The sequence below is a fragment of the Pirellulales bacterium genome (assembly GCA_036499395.1).
Taxonomy (GTDB): Bacteria; Planctomycetota; Planctomycetia; order Pirellulales; family JACPPG01; genus JACPPG01.
This window is the reverse complement of record DASYDW010000123.1, coordinates 122,646-137,903: the sequence shown is the minus strand read 5'-3', so window position 1 is coordinate 137,903 and position 15,258 is coordinate 122,646. Positions and strand designations below refer to the sequence as shown.

The window sequence follows — 15,258 nt, the reverse complement described above, 5'->3', positions numbered from 1 at the left end:
AGCGAGGCGAGCAGAAGGTATCGCGTCGGCCCTTCGTGCCGCCGCCCGCTAACGCCTAACGGCTAACCGCTAAAGGGCATGTCCGACCGGTCGTCGAACAGTGACTTGAAGCGCGGAGCTTGCGGCAGCCGGCCCTCGGTCGGACGATCGTGACGCCACGATTCGTGGTGCGATTCGCTTCGCAGGAAGTGCAGCGAGTCGTCCAGGGCGGCACGCAGGCGGTAACGCTCAACCAGTTGAGCGATGAAGGGGTCGGCCCAGGGGAGTAATTCCCGCGATGTTTGCGACCGGTCTGTCATTTCGTGATCGCCCCCGACTTCAACGATGGTGCAGCGAATATTTGGTGTCGCCATGCCTCTATCCCCCTTCCAGAATTCCACTCTCCGCCTGAGTTCTCCTCCGGCCCTGCCTTGAAAATACGCAAGCGGGCAGCCGAACGGAACGGGTTGCGGATACAGCAACTCCAGCGCCAAATTGTACAAAAACGAAACGAGACTGGTACCAAGAGAGTCGCTGCGCATTTCACGACAAAGACTTAACGCGTGTTGCGGGGATCCGTGCGCAACGACCGACGGCCCGAAGATGCGGCAGAAGATGCAAGGAATTGAGCAATGCCGCGTTAAGCCGCAACGAGGAAACGCATTAGGCGATCCGTCCCCAACCTCGACGCGACTTATGCCGGCCGACCTTCCTCGGAAGCGCGCGGTCGTCGGGCTGCTATCACGGCAACAAGGTGGCCAGCGCCTCGAGGGCCCGTTTTAGTTGCGGGTCGGGAACTCGGGCGGCGTCAGGCTTTTCCGAGACCGGCGAGCTTTCGTCGCCGGAACGAATAACGTCGCGTTCGTGGCGATCGCGTGCCAGTGCCAGGGCGGCCTCTTCATCCAGGGGGACTTCGTAATCCGGGTTGGGTTGGACGCCCCAATCCTCCTGATCTTTGACGTCTGGATAGCGGTGGATGTCCTGACCGTTGGGGCGCCAGTAGCTGGCCGTGGTGAGCTTCAACAGGCTGCGTCCCCCTTCCAGCCGGATCACGTTCTGGACGGTTCCTTTGCCATAGGTACGCTGCCCTACAATGATGGCGCGGCCGTGGTCTTGCAGGCAGGCGGCCACGATTTCGGCGGCGCTAGCCGTGTTCTGGTTCACAAGGATCACTAGCGGCAAATCGGCATAGGGTGCGCTGCCGGACGCTTCTTCGGTCTTGATCTCGACCCCGTCACGGCCCCGCGTGCTGACGATGCGCCCCTCGCGCAGGAACAGGTCGCACGTGGCGACGGCCTGGTCGAAGACCCCGCCCCGGTTGTTGCGCATATCAAGGATCAGCCCCCGGACCTGCCGCTCAGAGAGCCACAACAGCGCTTCTTCGAGCTCGTCGGCCGTGTTCTCGCCGAAATTTGTGATCCGCACGTAGCCGATGCGGTCGTGGTCAGCGAGTAGGAAGTTCCAGTGGTTCTCTTCGTCGCGCGTATCCCCCAGTACCGAGGCGACCGGAATAACCGCCCGGCCGATGGAGATATCGACCGGTTCGGTCTCGCCTTTGTGGAGTACCGTCAGTTGGACGACACCTCGCCTGCCGCGCAACTGGCCGACCAGTTCTTCGAGGCTTTGGCCGGCGGTGCTGCGACCATCGACCTTTTGAATGATGTCCCCGGCGCGAATGCCCGCCGCGAACGCTGGTGAATCGGCAATCGGCGTGGTGACGACCAGCTCTCCGGTTTGCGGATCGAGAGCCGGCTCGATGCCGATGCCGCCGAATTTTTGTTCGAGCGTGGCGACAAAGTCCGTGAACTGGTCGGGGCCGATGTAGGCCGAGAAAGGATCGAGGCGCCCCATCATCCCTTGCAGCGCGCCCTCGAAAAGCTGCCGGTTCTCGACCTTCCGCAGGTAGTGCGTGTCGACCTCTTTGAGGACTTCGCTGAACGTGTCGTACATCCGCCCGTACTCGGTACGATGGGCGCTGTCGGCCTGGCGAAAGCAGACGACCGACACCAGCGCCGCGACAACCAGCACGACCAGATTCTGACGAGGCATGTAACCGTGGTTCCTTCTATCAATGATCCCGAGGTGCGCTTCTCAAGATCTAAGCCCGGTCCTTCATTCTAGCGAACGATTTCAACAGGCCACAGGCAGCGGTGTTCCGAACCAGTATTCGTCGCTTGGCCGCTTCCGCGGCCGGCCGCGGCAACGCATAATTCCCGGGGGGCCTCGCCAGCTGGCGAGGGGGTTATCCGTGTTCGCCTGCGTGAGAAGACCGATGAAGGACACGTTGCGGATTGGGGATCGTGGCGAGGCCAGCCATCGCGTGGTCTCTGCTGAACTGGTGAGCCATTACGATCCTGCCGGGCCGCCGGTATTCGGTTCGCCATTCATGCTGATGTTGATGGAATTCGCGGCGTTCAACGCCCTGCTGCCGCATCTGGACTCGGGCGAGCAATCCGTTGGTGTCGGCTTCGAATTCGACCATTTGGCCGCCACGCCAGCCGGGGCTATGGTGATCGCCCATGCCGAGGTTTTGGAAATCGACGGACGCCGGGTGACGTTTGCGATCGAGGCGCACGACGAGCAGGAGTTGATCGGACGTGGCAAGCACGTGCGACATGTCGTCGAGATGGATCGCTTCTTGAAGCGGCTGCGTCGCAAGATGGATCGCTGACCGCTACCGTGTTGCGCGCCCATTACAGCCCGAAAAAAGGGACGGGCACCAGGAAGGCGTGTTGCTCGTACAAGCTGGCAATGCCGTGCCAACTGGTGAACTGCGTAAAGTAGACGATCACCGCGTAGATCAGGGCCGCAGACATCATCAGCGGCCGTGCCCCCCAACGAAATAACCAGTACCGTGGCGCCTCGCGCCGGTCGGCCCGCGCGTAGGCCCAGCCCGACAGCAGGCGCGCCGGAAATATAAACGCCACGAAGACCAGGCTGGGGAGCCAGGCCGCCTCGCGCGGAATGATTTCGATCTTTAACAGGTACAAGGGGAGCGCGAACAGCAGCGTGCCGACCAGCGCCACCAAGAACGCCACCGGCGCCCGGCGAAAGTGGTCGCGCAGCGCGCGCAACTCGAACATGGCGCGGAACCGATTCTCGGCCGCGAAGCGCACCTGCGCAAACGGCAAATAGAGGACGACGATCGCCAGCAGTAGCCCACCGAGGAAACCAATCACGGGAGCGCGCGCGCCGGCCGCCAGCAGCGAGATAGGTCCAATCAGCCAGACGAGGCCGCCGAGAAATCCGCGCAACCCTAACGAGAAATAATACGGCAGTCGCAGGCCAAGAACGAAGTCCCAAACCGCATCGCGCGCTTGGGCGTAAGCGCCACGCTGTGTCAGACGTCGTGCGAAATTGATCGGCCGTGGCCAGAAGAAACTGCGTAGCTGCCCGCCACGCAAACAGGCGCTGACCACGTGCAGCACGAACAGAATCGTTAAGATCCACAGCGTGACGGTCCAGAATCGCTCAGCACTCCCCTCGGGCTCGATCAATCGCGCGGAATTCGCCAGCAGCGATACGAATCTGAGCGGCCACAGCAACAGCCAGGTACCGAGCGCGATGCCGCCCAGGCGGGCCGCCTTGCGCACGCCAATCAATCCGGCCGAGACGTGCCCCGTGCGCGCAACACGACCGGCCGACTCGAGTAGATAGCCCAGGCTCATGAACTGCAGCAACGGAAGTGTGGCCAGCACCGCCAACCCCACGAACAGCGTCGCGCACCCGAAGAGATACTCACCCGCCGACAAAATGCTACGCACAACGCGCCAGGGCAGGCTCGGCCTATCGTTGGCTTCTTGCCACGATGCGAGTCGGCCCGTTTGGTCGAGCAATTCGACGTTTGGCGCGGCGGCTGCGGGAGCATCGGCAAGCGACATTTTCGCGGGCTCAGCCTGGGATGTTCGAATGACCGCCGTCAGGCGGCCAGATACCATGGTCCCGGCACATTCCACTATAGGCAAATTCGCTTGAAATCGCTGCTGCTTGGCGGATCGGGACAAGATTCCGCGAATGGTGACGAAGAACTCTTGCCCGGTCGGCGTTAGGATAAGTGGGCAGCGACGCTGCGGCATCGCCCGGCCCGGAGACACAACAAGTGTGGGCACGCAACCTGCTTTTCGTGACGGTTTGCCTGGCGGGCCTGGCCGCGCTTGGTGGCCTGTTGTCGCCGGTGCATAAACCGCCCGCTGCTCGTCGCGTGGCCGAGGCGCCGACCGCGGCTGATCTGCAAGCGGCCGTGTCGCGGTTGAATGCCAGTTTTGCACCACATGCCGGGCCAACAAGTCGCGCCGCAAACCTGACGATCGCTCGGCGGCTTTCACTGGCGCTGACGGGCACGATCCCGTCGCTGGCCGAAATTCGCGAATTCGAAGCGCAGCCCCCGGATGCGGCCATCGACTGGTGGTTGGCCGAGTTGCTCGCGGATCGGCGCTCGAGCGACTACCTGGCCGAGCGTTTGGCTCGCGCGTTCGTCGGCACGCAGGATGGCCCCTTCATCGTTTACAGACGTCGGCGCTTTGTGAGCTGGCTGGCGGACCAGTTGCACACGAATCGTCCGTACGACGAGATCGTCGCAGAACTAATCGCGTCCGACGGACTGTGGACGAGCAAGCCCGCCACGAATTTCATCACGGTTACCATCCAACCCGACGCCGGCAAGGGCCCGGATGCGAATCAACTGGCCGCCCGCACGTCACGGGCGTTCTTGGGCGTGCGGCTCGATTGTGCCGAATGCCACGACCATCCGTTCAGCAAATGGAAGCAATCGGACTTTCAATCCTTAGCAGGGTTCTTCGGGCAGGCCGCGAATTCCTTGCGTGGCATTCGCGATGCTGACCGTCCGGCCGAGATCGACGATCCTTTGTCGGGCGAGCCGAAAAGGATCACGGCCGACGTTCCTTTCGCAGCTGACGCTTTGCCGATCGATGGCACGCCACGAGTCCGGCTGGCCCAGTGGGTCACGGACGCACGAAATAAGGCCTTCGCTCGTGCGGCGGTCAATCGTGTGTGGGCTCAACTGTTTGGTCGACCACTGATCGAGCCGATCGATGATATACCCTTGGCTGATGAATCAGGCACGGATGGTACGCCCGAGGCGCTCGCGATTCTGGCGGACGATTTTGCCACGCATTGCTACGATCTGCGGCGACTGATTTCGATCATTGCTCTTTCCGAGCCCTTTGCCGCCGAAAGCCGGGTCGCGGGCGATGATGCGGCAGCGGCGGATACTCTCGCCACGACGTGGAACGTGTTCCCACTCACGCGGCTACGCCCCGAGCAGGTCGTGGGAAGCTTGTTGCAGGCCTGTTCACTGGCGACGTTGGATTACCAGTCGCATATCGTCGTGCGTTTCTTCAGGGCCGTCGGTCAGGCCGAGTTCGTGAAACGTTATGGCGATAGCGGTGAAGAAGAATTCTCGCCGCAGGGAGGAACCATTCCGCAACGCTTGCTATTGATGAATGGCGAGCTGGTGAAAGATCGAACCAAGGAGAACCTGGTTGCCAACGCCGCCACGCAGATCGGGGCCTTGGCATCGACCGATGAAAAGGCGGTCGAGATCGCCTACCTGGCTTGCCTGACGCGCCGGCCGACGTCCGCCGAAATGCAGCACTTCGTTGCAAAGCTGGCTGGCACGCGCGGCGACGACCGCCGACAGCAAATGGAAGATCTCTATTGGGCCCTGGTGAACAGCACGGAGTTCTCATGGAACCATTAGCGGAACTCGTGCAGGCGCACGCAGAACTGAATCAGCCTCTCGTGCAGCAGAGCCTCAGTCGTCGGCGGTTGCTGGGCGCTTCGGCTCTTACAGGCGTCGGTTGGTTGACTCCGGTGGCCGAAGTTCTTGCGCGGCGCGCCGAGCGCGTCAGACGCGAGCATGCCCAATCCGTGATCCTGCTGTGGCTGGCCGGAGGGCCGAGCCAGCTCGAAACGTTCGACCCGCATCCCGGCGCAGCGATTTCGGCCGGCACGACGGCGATCGACACGTGTTTATCGGGCGTGCAACTGGCGACCGGTTTCGACCGCCTGGCCGAAGAGATGGCCGACGTCTCGCTCGTGCGTTCGCTGGTCAGCAAGGAAGGGGATCACGAGCGCGGAACGTACCTGGTGAAGACCGGCTATCGGCCCGATCCCACGCTTGTGCATCCATCGATTGGCGCGATTTGCTGCCACCAGTTGCCCGTCGGCCCAGTCGAGATACCGCGCCATGTGTCGATCTTGCCTGGCCAGTGGCCGGCCCGCGGTGGCTACCTGGGAAATCAATTCGACGCTTTTAAGACATTGGATCCGGCTAAGCGCGTGCCAGATGTAGCTAGCCAGGTGCCGGCCGAAAGACAGACCGTTCGGCTGAGCGATCGCGCGGTGGTCGATGCGGCATTCCTGCCGGGGCGCCGCCGCGCGGTCGAAGCGACGATGCATGGTGCGATGATCGAACAGGCGCTCGCCATGATGGGATCAGCGCAATTACGGGCATTCGAGACAAGCGATGAACCAGCCGCGGTGTGCGCCGCGTATGGTGACACGCCGTTCGGACGGGGCTGCCTTGCCGCGCGGCGTCTGATCGAGCAAGGCGTTCGCTGCGTCGAAGTGACGCTTGCTGGCTGGGACAGTCACACGAAAAATCATGAAACGCACGAGCGGTTGATCAAAATTCTCGATCCTGCTTTTGCCGCCTTGATAGCCGACCTGCGCGAGCGCGATTTGCTGCGACATACGGTCGTTCTTTGTGGTGGCGAATTCGGCCGCACGCCGCGAGTGAATCCCCTGGAGGGCCGCGACCACTGGCCGCACGGATTCAGCATGGCGATGGCCGGCGGCGGAGTCCGCGGTGGACAGGTGATTGGCGAAACCGATCCCGAGGGAGGAAAGAAAGTCGCCGATCCGCGCAGCGTGGCGGACGTTCATGCCACGGTGCTAACGGCACTGGGCATCGATCCTGCGCACGAAGAGATGACGCCCGTAGGGCGACCGATGAAGTTCAGCGAAGGCGCGGCAATAGCCGAGCTACTCGACATGAGTATTTGACTGTCGCGACGGCAACACTGCAGCACTCGAGGAACCGGCCGCGCTCGAAAACTAACGTTTCGAGAACTGCGTACCGCGGCGGGCACCACGTAGACCGTAGTGCTTGCGTTCCTTCATGCGGCTGTCGCGCGTCAACAGGTGAGCCTGACGCAGCGCGTCCTCGAGCCCACTGTCGTACGTCTTCAGGGCACGTGCCAAGCCGAGCTTGCAAGCGCCGGCCTGACCGGTCACGCCGCCACCGTGAACGTTGATCGACACGTTGACGCTGCCGACACGATCGGTCTGGTTCAGCGGGGCCAGGACGGCGTTGCGATCCTGCTCGCGGACGAAGAAGTGCTCGAACGCCCGGCCATTTACTACGATGGTGCCATTGCCGGCCCGCACGCGGACGCGTGCCACGGAAGTCTTACGGCGCCCCGTGCCCAGGGCGTCACCATTGTGCTTGACCGACGGCGTTTCGACAGTGGACATCGACTACCTCGAGATAATGCGAATTCGCGAGTTGACCGATTTGGTCCCCTGCGCGGGTGGACGGATGGATTTGTTCTGTACGGCCGGTGTTTCTCGGACGCGTTTACTTCAACTGAAAGTCTTTGGGCTCGGGCAATTGGGCCTGGTGCGGATGTTCGGCACCGGCGTAAATCTTCAACTTGCTGAGCATCTTCGAGGCCAGCTTGTTCTTGGGAAGCATGCGACGGACGGCTTCGCTCAAGATCAATTCCGGACGACGATCGCGGCGGTGGCCGGCCGTCTCGGTGCGCAGGCCGGTGTAGCCGGTGTAGTGCGTGTACACCTTGTTTTCCCACTTCCTGCCGGTGAACGTGACCTTGTCGGCATTGACGACGATCACGAAGTCGCCCGTATCAACGTGCGGCGTGTAGGTCGGGCGGTGCTTGCCCATCAAAACGACGGCAATTTCGGCGGCGAGCCGGCCGACCACCTGGTCGGTTCCGTCTACGAGCCACCACTTCTGCTCGACCTCACCCTGCTTGGCCATGTACGTAGTCATCATTGCACTCAGCGATCGGAAACGTGATTCGGAAGGCCCCCGGCGGGGCTTATTGGCAATATGAGAAACTGACAATTTACCTCCTCTTACTTGTTCGATCAAGGCTGGCAACCTAACTTGAGCTTGGGAGCTTTCTGGCAAGCGCGTTTCGACCGGCCGAGATCGGGGCAAGTCGTCTGGCGGTAGTAGTTAGCGACGTTTTCGCCCGCGGCACAAAGCCGGGGGGCGGGGCGTGCCAGCAGTCGCGCGGGGCTTCGGGTTCACCACGATTCGGGCCAAATAACATGAAATGTGGCGTGGTTAAAGAGACTTACCCTGCCGAGCGCCGCGTGGCGCTCGTGCCCGCGGTGCTCGGTCCGCTGGCAAAAGCCGGGATCACGACGCTCGTCGAAACGGGGGCCGGGCTAGCCGCCGGTTTTTCGGACGCCGCCTACCGAGACCAAGGAGCGACAATCCTCGCCCGGCGTGAGGAGGTTTTCGCTGCCGCCGATCTGTTGGTGCAGGTGCGCGCCGTGGGGGCCAATCCCGAGGCTGGCATCACGGACCTGGGGCTGGTCCGCGCGGGGCAGTCGATCGTCGCTTTTTGCGAGCCGCTGGGGTCGCCCGAAGCCTTGCAGCAGTTCTCGGCCCGGGGCGTGAGCGTCTTCTCGATGGAGATGATTCCGCGCATCACTCGCGCGCAATCGATGGATGCCTTGTCGAGCATGGCGACGCTGGCCGGCTACAAAGCGGCGCTATTGGCTGCGGCCGCACTGCCGAAAATGTTCCCGATGATGACGACCGCCGCCGGAACGCTGTTGCCGGCCAGGGCTTTGATCTTGGGGGTCGGCGTGGCCGGGTTGCAGGCGATCGCCGCCTCGCGACGGATGGGGGCCGTGGTCGAAGCGTACGACGTCCGCCCCGATGTGAAGGACCAGGTGCAAAGCCTGGGGGCCAAGTTTCTCGACTTGCCGCTTGAGACCTCGGGCGCGCAAGACGCCGGCGGCTACGCCAAGGCATTCGACGAATCGTTTTATCGCCGCCAGCGCGAGTTGCTCACGGCGGCGCTCGCGCGGCAAGATGTCGTGATCTCGACCGCGGCCGTGCCGGGCAGGAAGGCGCCGATACTAGTCACCAAGGAAATGGTCGAGGGAATGCAACCGGGATCGGTCATCGTCGACCTGGCCGCTGAGCGCGGGGGCAACTGCGAGTTAACGCGATTGGGCGAAACCGTGGTTCATCACGGTGTGACGATCCTGGGGCCCGACAATCTGCCGTCGACCGTGCCATTTCATGCCAGCCAGATGTACGCCAAGAACGTCGCCAGCCTGCTCACGCACCTGGTCAAGGAAGGGAAGCTGCAACTCGACATGGAAGACGAGATCACGCGCGAGACGTTGGTCGTGCGCGACGGAGAAATCGTCCACCCGAGGGTGCGCGAAGCGCTTGAGCGAGGCGCGGCCGCGGGACGCTGAACACGACGCGCGTGCTGCGGAATTCAGAACGCGTATCGCGTCGAGCGCTCACGAAAGGGCGCGGCAAGCTATATTTGGCCGAGCAGAGCGACACGCACGAGCCGTTCGCTCGATGCCTCATTTCTTCGATCCCTGACGCGAAACGTTGATGCCCAGCGAGCCGCCCGCCGCGACTACCGACGCGCTGAATCCGGCCTTTTCCGCTGAAGGGCTTCGCCAGGCCGTGCGCCATGGCAGCCGGCGCACCCTGTTCGCGCAGTTGGCTTCGCACGTCGTCTCGCTGGTGATGCTGGCCAGCCTTTATCACCTGGTAACACCAGGCGACTTCGGGCTGATCGGTATGGCACTGCCGGTGATCATGTTCCTGCGCATCTTCACGTCGCTAGGAATGAATATCGCCACGGTGCAATCACGCGACCTGACCTCCGCGTTGATTTCTCACTTGTTCTGGCTGCACGTGGCGCTGGGAGTCCTAATGGCTCTAGTGACCGCGGGCGTTGCGCCGCTCGTGGCCTGGTTCTATCGCGAACCGGACGTGACCTGGGTGCTGGGGGCACTCTCGGCCACCAGCTTGGCCAGTGCCATTGGGCTGCAGCACATTGCCCTGCTGGAACGGAACTTGCGCCTTGGCAGTGCGGCAACCTGCCGATTGGTGGGTCAGGGCGTGGGGGGCGTATTGGCGATTGCCCTGGCCATTTCTGGTTGGGGTGTGTGGGCGCTTGTCGCGCAGCAATACGTCGAGCTACTAGCGCTCGCGGCCACGGCGTGGTATTTCGAGCCCTGGCGTCCTTCGTCGCCGCGATCGGGCGAGCGCGTCGGAGCAACGCTGCGCTTCGGCGGTTACTTCACCATGACGCAAATCATGCACAACTTGCTGGCCAACGCTGACAAGATTCTGGTGGGCTTCCTGCTGGGACGCGAAGCGCTCGGCTTCTACAGTCAGGCTTACAACGTGATGATGAAACCGGTGGTCGTGCTCACGACGCCGCTGACCAGCATCATGCTGCCGGCTTTGTCGCGGGCGGCTCATGATGCCAAGAACTACAGCCAGATCGTGCTCGGTTTTCAGCGATTGTTGGCCGTCGCGAGCTTTCCAGCCGGCGTTGGACTGATGATCGTGGGGCGCGAGACGATGCTCGTCTTGGGGGGCGAGACCTGGGACGACGCCGGGCCGCTGCTGATGATCCTGGCCGCGTCGATTCTGGTGCAGGGGTTTATTACCATGGCCGGCACAATTTTCATTTCGGCCGGCCGGTGGCGAGCGATGCTCGCGGGGTCGGTGGGAATGCTGGCAGTCTTGGTGCCCGGTGTATTAATGGGCTATTTCACAGGTCGCGCGCTGGGAAGCTCGCTGCCCGGTGCGGGTTGGACCCTCTCTGTCGCGCCGGCGACGTCGACCGAATGGCTGCCGGCTGCGTTGGGCGCGGCTTGGGGTTTTTCACTGACGACCTGCCTGCTGCTGTTTTTGCCGTACATGTTGTTTTGCCTGCGGCTGGCCGGCGTTTCGCCGCTGGCCTGGGCTCGACAATTGGTACGGCCCGCCCTGGCCGCGCTGGCGATGGGAATCATCGTATTCGTCGTGCGCGAGATACTGACCTCCTACACGGCGCTACCGCCGGCGCTCTTGCTGTTGATCGAGGTCGGCGCAGGTGTCGCGGCTTATACGCTCTTCGCGCGGCGCGAGATCCGCTGGTGCCTCGAGCAATTGCGACGGTTCTAAGAGCATCGTCCGCGCTGACGATGATTTCGACCGCAGCCCGCGCGCTTAGAGAATCCAGCGGCGCTCAAGCTACGCCAAGGGCCTGGCGAAACGCGTCGATTCTGGCCGCCATGGGCCCGGGCGAAGTCAGTTCGTAATCTGTAACGCGCGCCACTTCGAGCACGAGAAAGCGCGGACCAGGTAGCACCAGTGCCTCGGCAGCGCCCGAGCGCCAAGCGTCCAAATCCGCGAAGCGCCGCACGCTGGAAAAGCCAGCAGCTTGAGCCGTGCTGACAAAATCGACGCACGCCTTGTCTCCGGCGGTGGACTGACCACCGGTAACTTCATAGACGCCGTTTTGCAGCAGGACGACGGTCAGGTTCTTGGCCCCGCTGGCTGCGATCGTCACCAGGCAGCCCAGGCTCATCAACATGCATCCGTCGCCATTGAAGGCAATCACTTCACGGCTTGATTGCGCAAGTGCCAACCCCAGGCCGAGTATGGGGGCGTGCCCCATTGCTGACGGAATGTAATGGAAATCGAGCGGATGCTGCGACAGGCGAGGCCACTCGCGGGCTGAGCCCATCGTCGTGACCACGATCTGGTCGCGCCTGAGATCTCGCAGTACTTCGAGCGCCGGCACCAACGGCATACGATCAGGTTTTGAATTTCGAGCCATGGAACTCTCTCCTGCCGTTCGCTGCCGAATTAGTTAGCCCTTGCCTTCGGCCACTAGCGCCACGCCTGGTCGTCCTGCCGCCTGGCAGGCGCGGTAATGATCGGCGAGCTTCGCGAGCGCGGCCGCCGAATCGACAAGTACGTAGTCCAAACCCCAGGCGCGCAACACGGGCTCGGTGAACTTGCGGGCGGTGTCGGGCGAGTCTGGGACCAGATAATTGCGATAGCCAATCAAGGCATACAACGGCAATCCCAGATCGAAAAGCACGTTGCGCAGGGCGTCTCCCGATTCGAAGAAGCCAGTATTCTGAATTACGACCAAAGGCCGCTGCCCGCCCAGGTGCAGGCCGGCCGCGATGCCCCAGGCCTCGCCTTCGCGGCACACACGCACCAACGACAACTGTCGCGATGCGGCGAGCGCTGATTCCCAGGGGCCGATGGCCGAATCGGGCAGCCATACGACGTGTGTCAGTCCGAGCCCTTCGAGCGTGGCCACGACCTGGTCGGCCGGCAAAATCATTTGGCAGCCTCCTGCGTCTTGATCATCGAGATCTTCCGCGCCGTCGAAACCCACAGAAACGGCTTCTTGGCCTCATCGACGCGGACCTCGTGAGCGATGCGATGCGGCACCAGCACCTTGCGCAGTACGATTTCGTACATCGTGCGTTTGGCCGGCAGCGAGATTTTGACGGTCGCCGGATCGATCTTCTCCTGCTCGAGCGCCGCGACGTCGACCAGGATCGGGACGGACACGTGCTCGCCGACGGCCGCCAGCACGCGCGGCAGCTCGACACGGTCGAGCTCGACGTCCACGGTATCGAAGAGCGCGGGAACCAGATCGCGCCGCGGTACGGTTGTCGGCCAGCCCACCGGCCAGCGCGGCTGCGCTGCGTGTTGCGTGGTGAGGGCTAGCCCCGGCTGACCGCGCGCGTTGAGCCGTGGGATCAGAGCCAGCCCCTCGTTATCCAACACAAACGCCAGTGCCGTGCCGATCGAGACGCCGCGTAATTCTGCATCGATCGCGTTTCCCTGATCCACGAGTTTCGCAGAAGCGGTGTCGCCGGTCAGCGGATGTTGCACGACGTCTGCGATCCGGTCTACGAAATCCGCAGGCTTCATTCCCTTGGTCGAGAAAGTCACCGGACGTGCCAAGTCGGCGCGCACGGCGTCGAATTGCTCCTTCGGCAATCCGAATTGGCCTCGCCCACCACTGGCCGCTCCCTCGGGGCCGTATTGCCGCAGCCTGGTGAACCAATCCCCCAGTCGTCCTCGCTCGGAGGTGCGGTAACGGCCACTGGGCAAGATCAGGTCGCCATTGCGGCTGACGATGCCCAAGACTTTGTAAACAGGACCGGTCGCGTTATTGGTCGGCGTGACCGACGGACCATCGGTGGCGCCGGCGGTGCGGGCCCGCAGGTTGTCGACCTTCATATCGCGCAAGATTTCGAACCACTGCTGCATCGCGGTGGGGGACGCATCGGATTCCGTGGCCAGGTCGACTTCGATCGTTGCGCGACGCGGTGGCTCGGCCCCTTGAGCGGTGGCCGCTACCAGCACGATCAGCATGTATGACAGGGGACGCATCGAAGAATTCCAAGCCCAACAATCGGCCACAACCGGGAGTATACCTTGTTCGCCACAGTCGGTTGAAACACAGTCGGTTGAATCACGGCCGCTTGAATCACAGTTGCTGTACGCGACGTGAATCCGGCGGAGGGAAATCTGTACGGTGCTGGGATACAATAGTCCGTCATGTGCTTGCTCGCCCTTTATTATCAGCAGGTTCCTCGCGCCCCGTTACTGGTGGCTGCGAATCGCGAGGAATTCTTCGATCGTCCGTTTTTGGCGCCACGCGTGATGGGGACGCACTGCCGTTACCTGGCCGGTATCGACCAGCGCGCTGGTGGAACCTGGTTGGGGGTCAACGACCGTGGGCTGCTGGTCGCGGTGACGAACCGTCCGAAGGCGGTACTGCCTATAAACCCTCGATCGCGCGGACTGCTCTGCAATGATCTTTTGGAACGAGAATCGTTCGCCGAGGCGGCCGCGCATCTGCGGCGCGAATTGACGTCCGGTCATTACGCGGGCGCGAATTTCGTCGTGGCTTCCGGCGAGCGCGGAGCGATCTTCGAAGCCGGCGACACGCTTTGCGAAACGCCTCTCGTGCCAGGCCTGCACCTGGTCACCAATGGGCCGGCCAACGATCCCGTTGACCCTCGGCAAGCGCTGGTTCGAGAGATGTTCGCCGTGGACCCGCCCCACGATGTGGCGTCGTTTCTGATAACGGCCGAGCGTGTCTGCCGGCAGGGGCCTGATGGCAAAGGACGCGCGGTGGTGATACGCCGGCCTGAACGGGGAACGGTTTCGTCGACACTCGTAGCGCTGACTGCTGTGCCTGACGATGCGGTGTACCAATTCGCGCCGGGCGTTCCAGACGTGACACCGTACGAGGATTATTCAGAAACGTTTCGCCGCTTGCTGAACGGTCGCGGCGATTAACGAAAAGGCAAAACCCACCTGCCGCGATCGCTCAGGCGGGTCCCCCTTCTTTCTCGTCCAGATTCTTGCGCCGACTGGGCTTGCCCAAAAGCCAGATCCCCATTCCGGTGCTGAGCACGACGATGAAATAGGGAAAGACGTAATTCGGTTCCGTGGCGTCCTGAGCGGCCATGATCCCGGCCCCGCCCTCTTTCTGGGCGAGCGCCGGCCGCGGAGCGATCGCGCCTATCAGGCAGGCACAGATCAGGAGAGTCCGTGGCAAGAATTTGAACGACATGCGCATCTCGGTTCCGTGGCAAAGCTGCGAACTACAGCAAGTCGTCGATCGGTTGGGCAAAGCGACGAAACTGCTCGACCGACATGGCGACCGTATCCCAGCGCGGAGAAATCTGCCGCGCGTAGACCGCGTAATACTCGAGCCGAATGGCCAGGAAGCCATACAGGGCTCCCTGGTGCTCGAACAGCTTCTCGCGCGGCAAGGGCGAGCGGTCACCATGAATATTGTAAGCAAACACAAATAGCGCCGCAAACCGGTCGCCGAACAGAGTTTCCCAGCGGGACAGGCTGGTCAGGTCGTCGCGCGTCGACCAGTTTTTCCAGTACTGCTTTTGCTCGCCGGAGGGAAATCGGCGCCCTTTTACGTCGACCAGCCAAGAGTTGCCCGAGGAGGATGAGACGATGAAATCGAGGCTCTTCAACGACGTATCCGCCATCAAGCTGCGGCGCCCTTCGTCGACGGCGACGTAGGGTACCTGCCGGGCCCGCAAGTACTCTTCGAAGGCGGCTTCGTAGTGGTTATCTCGATTCATCGTGCTAACACTTTAGGGAAGCAGTTCACGAACCGCGAGGAGTTCGTTAAAGCTGGTTATCCGCAGATGCACGCAGGTTTTTCGAAACGACGGCAGCGGAACACG

The 15,258-nt window shown here is 62.5% G+C and carries 16 protein-coding genes; 6 read left to right on the top strand and 10 right to left on the bottom strand.

Annotated elements, in window-relative coordinates:
* Positions 1 to 62 precede the first annotated feature (62 nt).
* Both VGN12_24650 and VGN12_24645 read right to left on the bottom strand, forming a co-directional pair.
* Entirely contained in the window at positions 63 to 353 is a 291-nt protein-coding gene (locus tag VGN12_24650; GenBank protein ID HEY4312663.1) for a hypothetical protein, read from the bottom strand.
* Positions 354 to 720: 367 nt separating this feature from the next.
* Positions 721 to 2,028: a S41 family peptidase gene (locus tag VGN12_24645; GenBank protein ID HEY4312662.1), complete on the bottom strand. Its 1,308-nt coding sequence runs from the start codon at positions 2,026 to 2,028 to the stop codon at positions 721 to 723.
* A 223-nt stretch (positions 2,029 to 2,251) separates the two neighbouring features.
* Here VGN12_24645 and VGN12_24640 point away from each other — a divergent pair, with 223 nt between their 5' ends.
* On the top strand, positions 2,252 to 2,650 hold the full coding sequence (locus VGN12_24640; GenBank protein ID HEY4312661.1) for a hotdog domain-containing protein: 399 nt from the start codon (positions 2,252 to 2,254) through the stop codon (positions 2,648 to 2,650).
* Positions 2,651 to 2,672: 22 nt separating this feature from the next.
* Here the strand turns inward: VGN12_24640 and VGN12_24635 are convergent, their stop codons facing one another.
* Entirely contained in the window at positions 2,673 to 3,860 is a 1,188-nt protein-coding gene (locus VGN12_24635) for a hypothetical protein (protein HEY4312660.1), read from the bottom strand.
* Positions 3,861 to 4,078: 218 nt separating this feature from the next.
* Between VGN12_24635 and VGN12_24630 the strand changes: the two genes are divergently transcribed.
* Together VGN12_24630 and VGN12_24625 are read left to right on the top strand one after the other, a co-directional pair.
* Positions 4,079 to 5,698, top strand: coding sequence for a DUF1549 domain-containing protein (locus VGN12_24630; GenBank protein ID HEY4312659.1), 1,620 nt, complete (start codon positions 4,079 to 4,081; stop codon positions 5,696 to 5,698).
* Complete coding sequence (locus VGN12_24625; GenBank protein ID HEY4312658.1) at positions 5,686 to 7,005, top strand: DUF1501 domain-containing protein; 1,320 nt, start codon at positions 5,686 to 5,688, stop codon at positions 7,003 to 7,005. The genes VGN12_24630 and VGN12_24625 overlap by 13 nt, the downstream gene beginning before the upstream one ends.
* A gap of 51 nt (positions 7,006 to 7,056) precedes the next feature.
* Here VGN12_24625 and rpsI read toward each other — a convergent pair whose 3' ends face one another.
* On the bottom strand, positions 7,057 to 7,476 hold the full coding sequence (rpsI, locus tag VGN12_24620; GenBank protein ID HEY4312657.1) for a 30S ribosomal protein S9: 420 nt from the start codon (positions 7,474 to 7,476) through the stop codon (positions 7,057 to 7,059).
* 103 nt (positions 7,477 to 7,579) lie between these two features.
* Positions 7,580 to 8,017, bottom strand: coding sequence for a 50S ribosomal protein L13 (gene rplM, locus VGN12_24615; protein ID HEY4312656.1), 438 nt, complete (start codon positions 8,015 to 8,017; stop codon positions 7,580 to 7,582).
* A 293-nt stretch (positions 8,018 to 8,310) separates the two neighbouring features.
* On the opposite strand from rplM, the gene VGN12_24610 reads away from it, so the two are divergent.
* Both VGN12_24610 and VGN12_24605 read left to right on the top strand, forming a co-directional pair.
* Entirely contained in the window at positions 8,311 to 9,468 is a 1,158-nt protein-coding gene (locus VGN12_24610) for a Re/Si-specific NAD(P)(+) transhydrogenase subunit alpha (protein ID HEY4312655.1), read from the top strand.
* Positions 9,469 to 9,616: 148 nt separating this feature from the next.
* Positions 9,617 to 11,188 carry a lipopolysaccharide biosynthesis protein gene (locus VGN12_24605; GenBank protein HEY4312654.1) on the top strand — a complete coding sequence of 524 codons (1,572 nt, stop codon included), beginning with the start codon at positions 9,617 to 9,619 and terminating at the stop codon, positions 11,186 to 11,188.
* Between the two features lie 64 nt (positions 11,189 to 11,252).
* Here the strand turns inward: VGN12_24605 and VGN12_24600 are convergent, their stop codons facing one another.
* Genes VGN12_24600 through VGN12_24590 form a run of 3 tightly spaced genes read right to left on the bottom strand, consistent with a single transcriptional unit; the run spans position 11,253 to position 13,429 of the window.
* On the bottom strand, positions 11,253 to 11,846 hold the full coding sequence (locus VGN12_24600) for a thiamine pyrophosphate-dependent enzyme (protein ID HEY4312653.1): 594 nt from the start codon (positions 11,844 to 11,846) through the stop codon (positions 11,253 to 11,255).
* A gap of 33 nt (positions 11,847 to 11,879) precedes the next feature.
* The gene (locus VGN12_24595; GenBank protein HEY4312652.1) at positions 11,880 to 12,365 is read right to left on the bottom strand and encodes a thiamine pyrophosphate-binding protein; all 486 of its coding nucleotides are present in this window, start codon (positions 12,363 to 12,365) and stop codon (positions 11,880 to 11,882) included.
* The gene (locus VGN12_24590; protein ID HEY4312651.1) at positions 12,362 to 13,429 is read right to left on the bottom strand and encodes a hypothetical protein; all 1,068 of its coding nucleotides are present in this window, start codon (positions 13,427 to 13,429) and stop codon (positions 12,362 to 12,364) included. Before VGN12_24590 ends, VGN12_24595 begins: the two co-directional genes overlap by 4 nt.
* A gap of 168 nt (positions 13,430 to 13,597) precedes the next feature.
* Between VGN12_24590 and VGN12_24585 the strand changes: the two genes are divergently transcribed.
* On the top strand, positions 13,598 to 14,344 hold the full coding sequence (locus VGN12_24585; GenBank protein ID HEY4312650.1) for an NRDE family protein: 747 nt from the start codon (positions 13,598 to 13,600) through the stop codon (positions 14,342 to 14,344).
* A 31-nt stretch (positions 14,345 to 14,375) separates the two neighbouring features.
* On the opposite strand, the gene VGN12_24580 is transcribed toward VGN12_24585, so the two are convergent.
* Both VGN12_24580 and VGN12_24575 read right to left on the bottom strand, forming a co-directional pair.
* Complete coding sequence (locus VGN12_24580; protein ID HEY4312649.1) at positions 14,376 to 14,621, bottom strand: hypothetical protein; 246 nt, start codon at positions 14,619 to 14,621, stop codon at positions 14,376 to 14,378.
* A gap of 31 nt (positions 14,622 to 14,652) precedes the next feature.
* Entirely contained in the window at positions 14,653 to 15,153 is a 501-nt protein-coding gene (locus VGN12_24575) for an HYExAFE family protein (GenBank protein HEY4312648.1), read from the bottom strand.
* Positions 15,154 to 15,258 lie beyond the last annotated feature (105 nt).

Coding starts and splice junctions, on each gene's coding strand:
- VGN12_24625 (HEY4312658.1), top strand. CDS start 5,686: ATGGAACCATTAGCGGAACTCGTGCAGGCGCACGCAGAACTGAATCAG.
- VGN12_24580 (HEY4312649.1), bottom strand. CDS start 14,621: ATGTCGTTCAAATTCTTGCCACGGACTCTCCTGATCTGTGCCTGCCTG.
- VGN12_24650 (HEY4312663.1), bottom strand. CDS start 353: ATGGCGACACCAAATATTCGCTGCACCATCGTTGAAGTCGGGGGCGAT.
- VGN12_24575 (HEY4312648.1), bottom strand. CDS start 15,153: ATGAATCGAGATAACCACTACGAAGCCGCCTTCGAAGAGTACTTGCGG.
- VGN12_24585 (HEY4312650.1), top strand. CDS start 13,598: ATGTGCTTGCTCGCCCTTTATTATCAGCAGGTTCCTCGCGCCCCGTTA.
- VGN12_24645 (HEY4312662.1), bottom strand. CDS start 2,028: ATGCCTCGTCAGAATCTGGTCGTGCTGGTTGTCGCGGCGCTGGTGTCG.
- VGN12_24640 (HEY4312661.1), top strand. CDS start 2,252: ATGAAGGACACGTTGCGGATTGGGGATCGTGGCGAGGCCAGCCATCGC.
- VGN12_24590 (HEY4312651.1), bottom strand. CDS start 13,429: ATGCGTCCCCTGTCATACATGCTGATCGTGCTGGTAGCGGCCACCGCT.
- rplM (HEY4312656.1), bottom strand. CDS start 8,017: ATGATGACTACGTACATGGCCAAGCAGGGTGAGGTCGAGCAGAAGTGG.
- rpsI (HEY4312657.1), bottom strand. CDS start 7,476: ATGTCCACTGTCGAAACGCCGTCGGTCAAGCACAATGGTGACGCCCTG.
- VGN12_24600 (HEY4312653.1), bottom strand. CDS start 11,846: ATGGCTCGAAATTCAAAACCTGATCGTATGCCGTTGGTGCCGGCGCTC.
- VGN12_24635 (HEY4312660.1), bottom strand. CDS start 3,860: ATGTCGCTTGCCGATGCTCCCGCAGCCGCCGCGCCAAACGTCGAATTG.
- VGN12_24595 (HEY4312652.1), bottom strand. CDS start 12,365: ATGATTTTGCCGGCCGACCAGGTCGTGGCCACGCTCGAAGGGCTCGGA.
- VGN12_24605 (HEY4312654.1), top strand. CDS start 9,617: ATGCCCAGCGAGCCGCCCGCCGCGACTACCGACGCGCTGAATCCGGCC.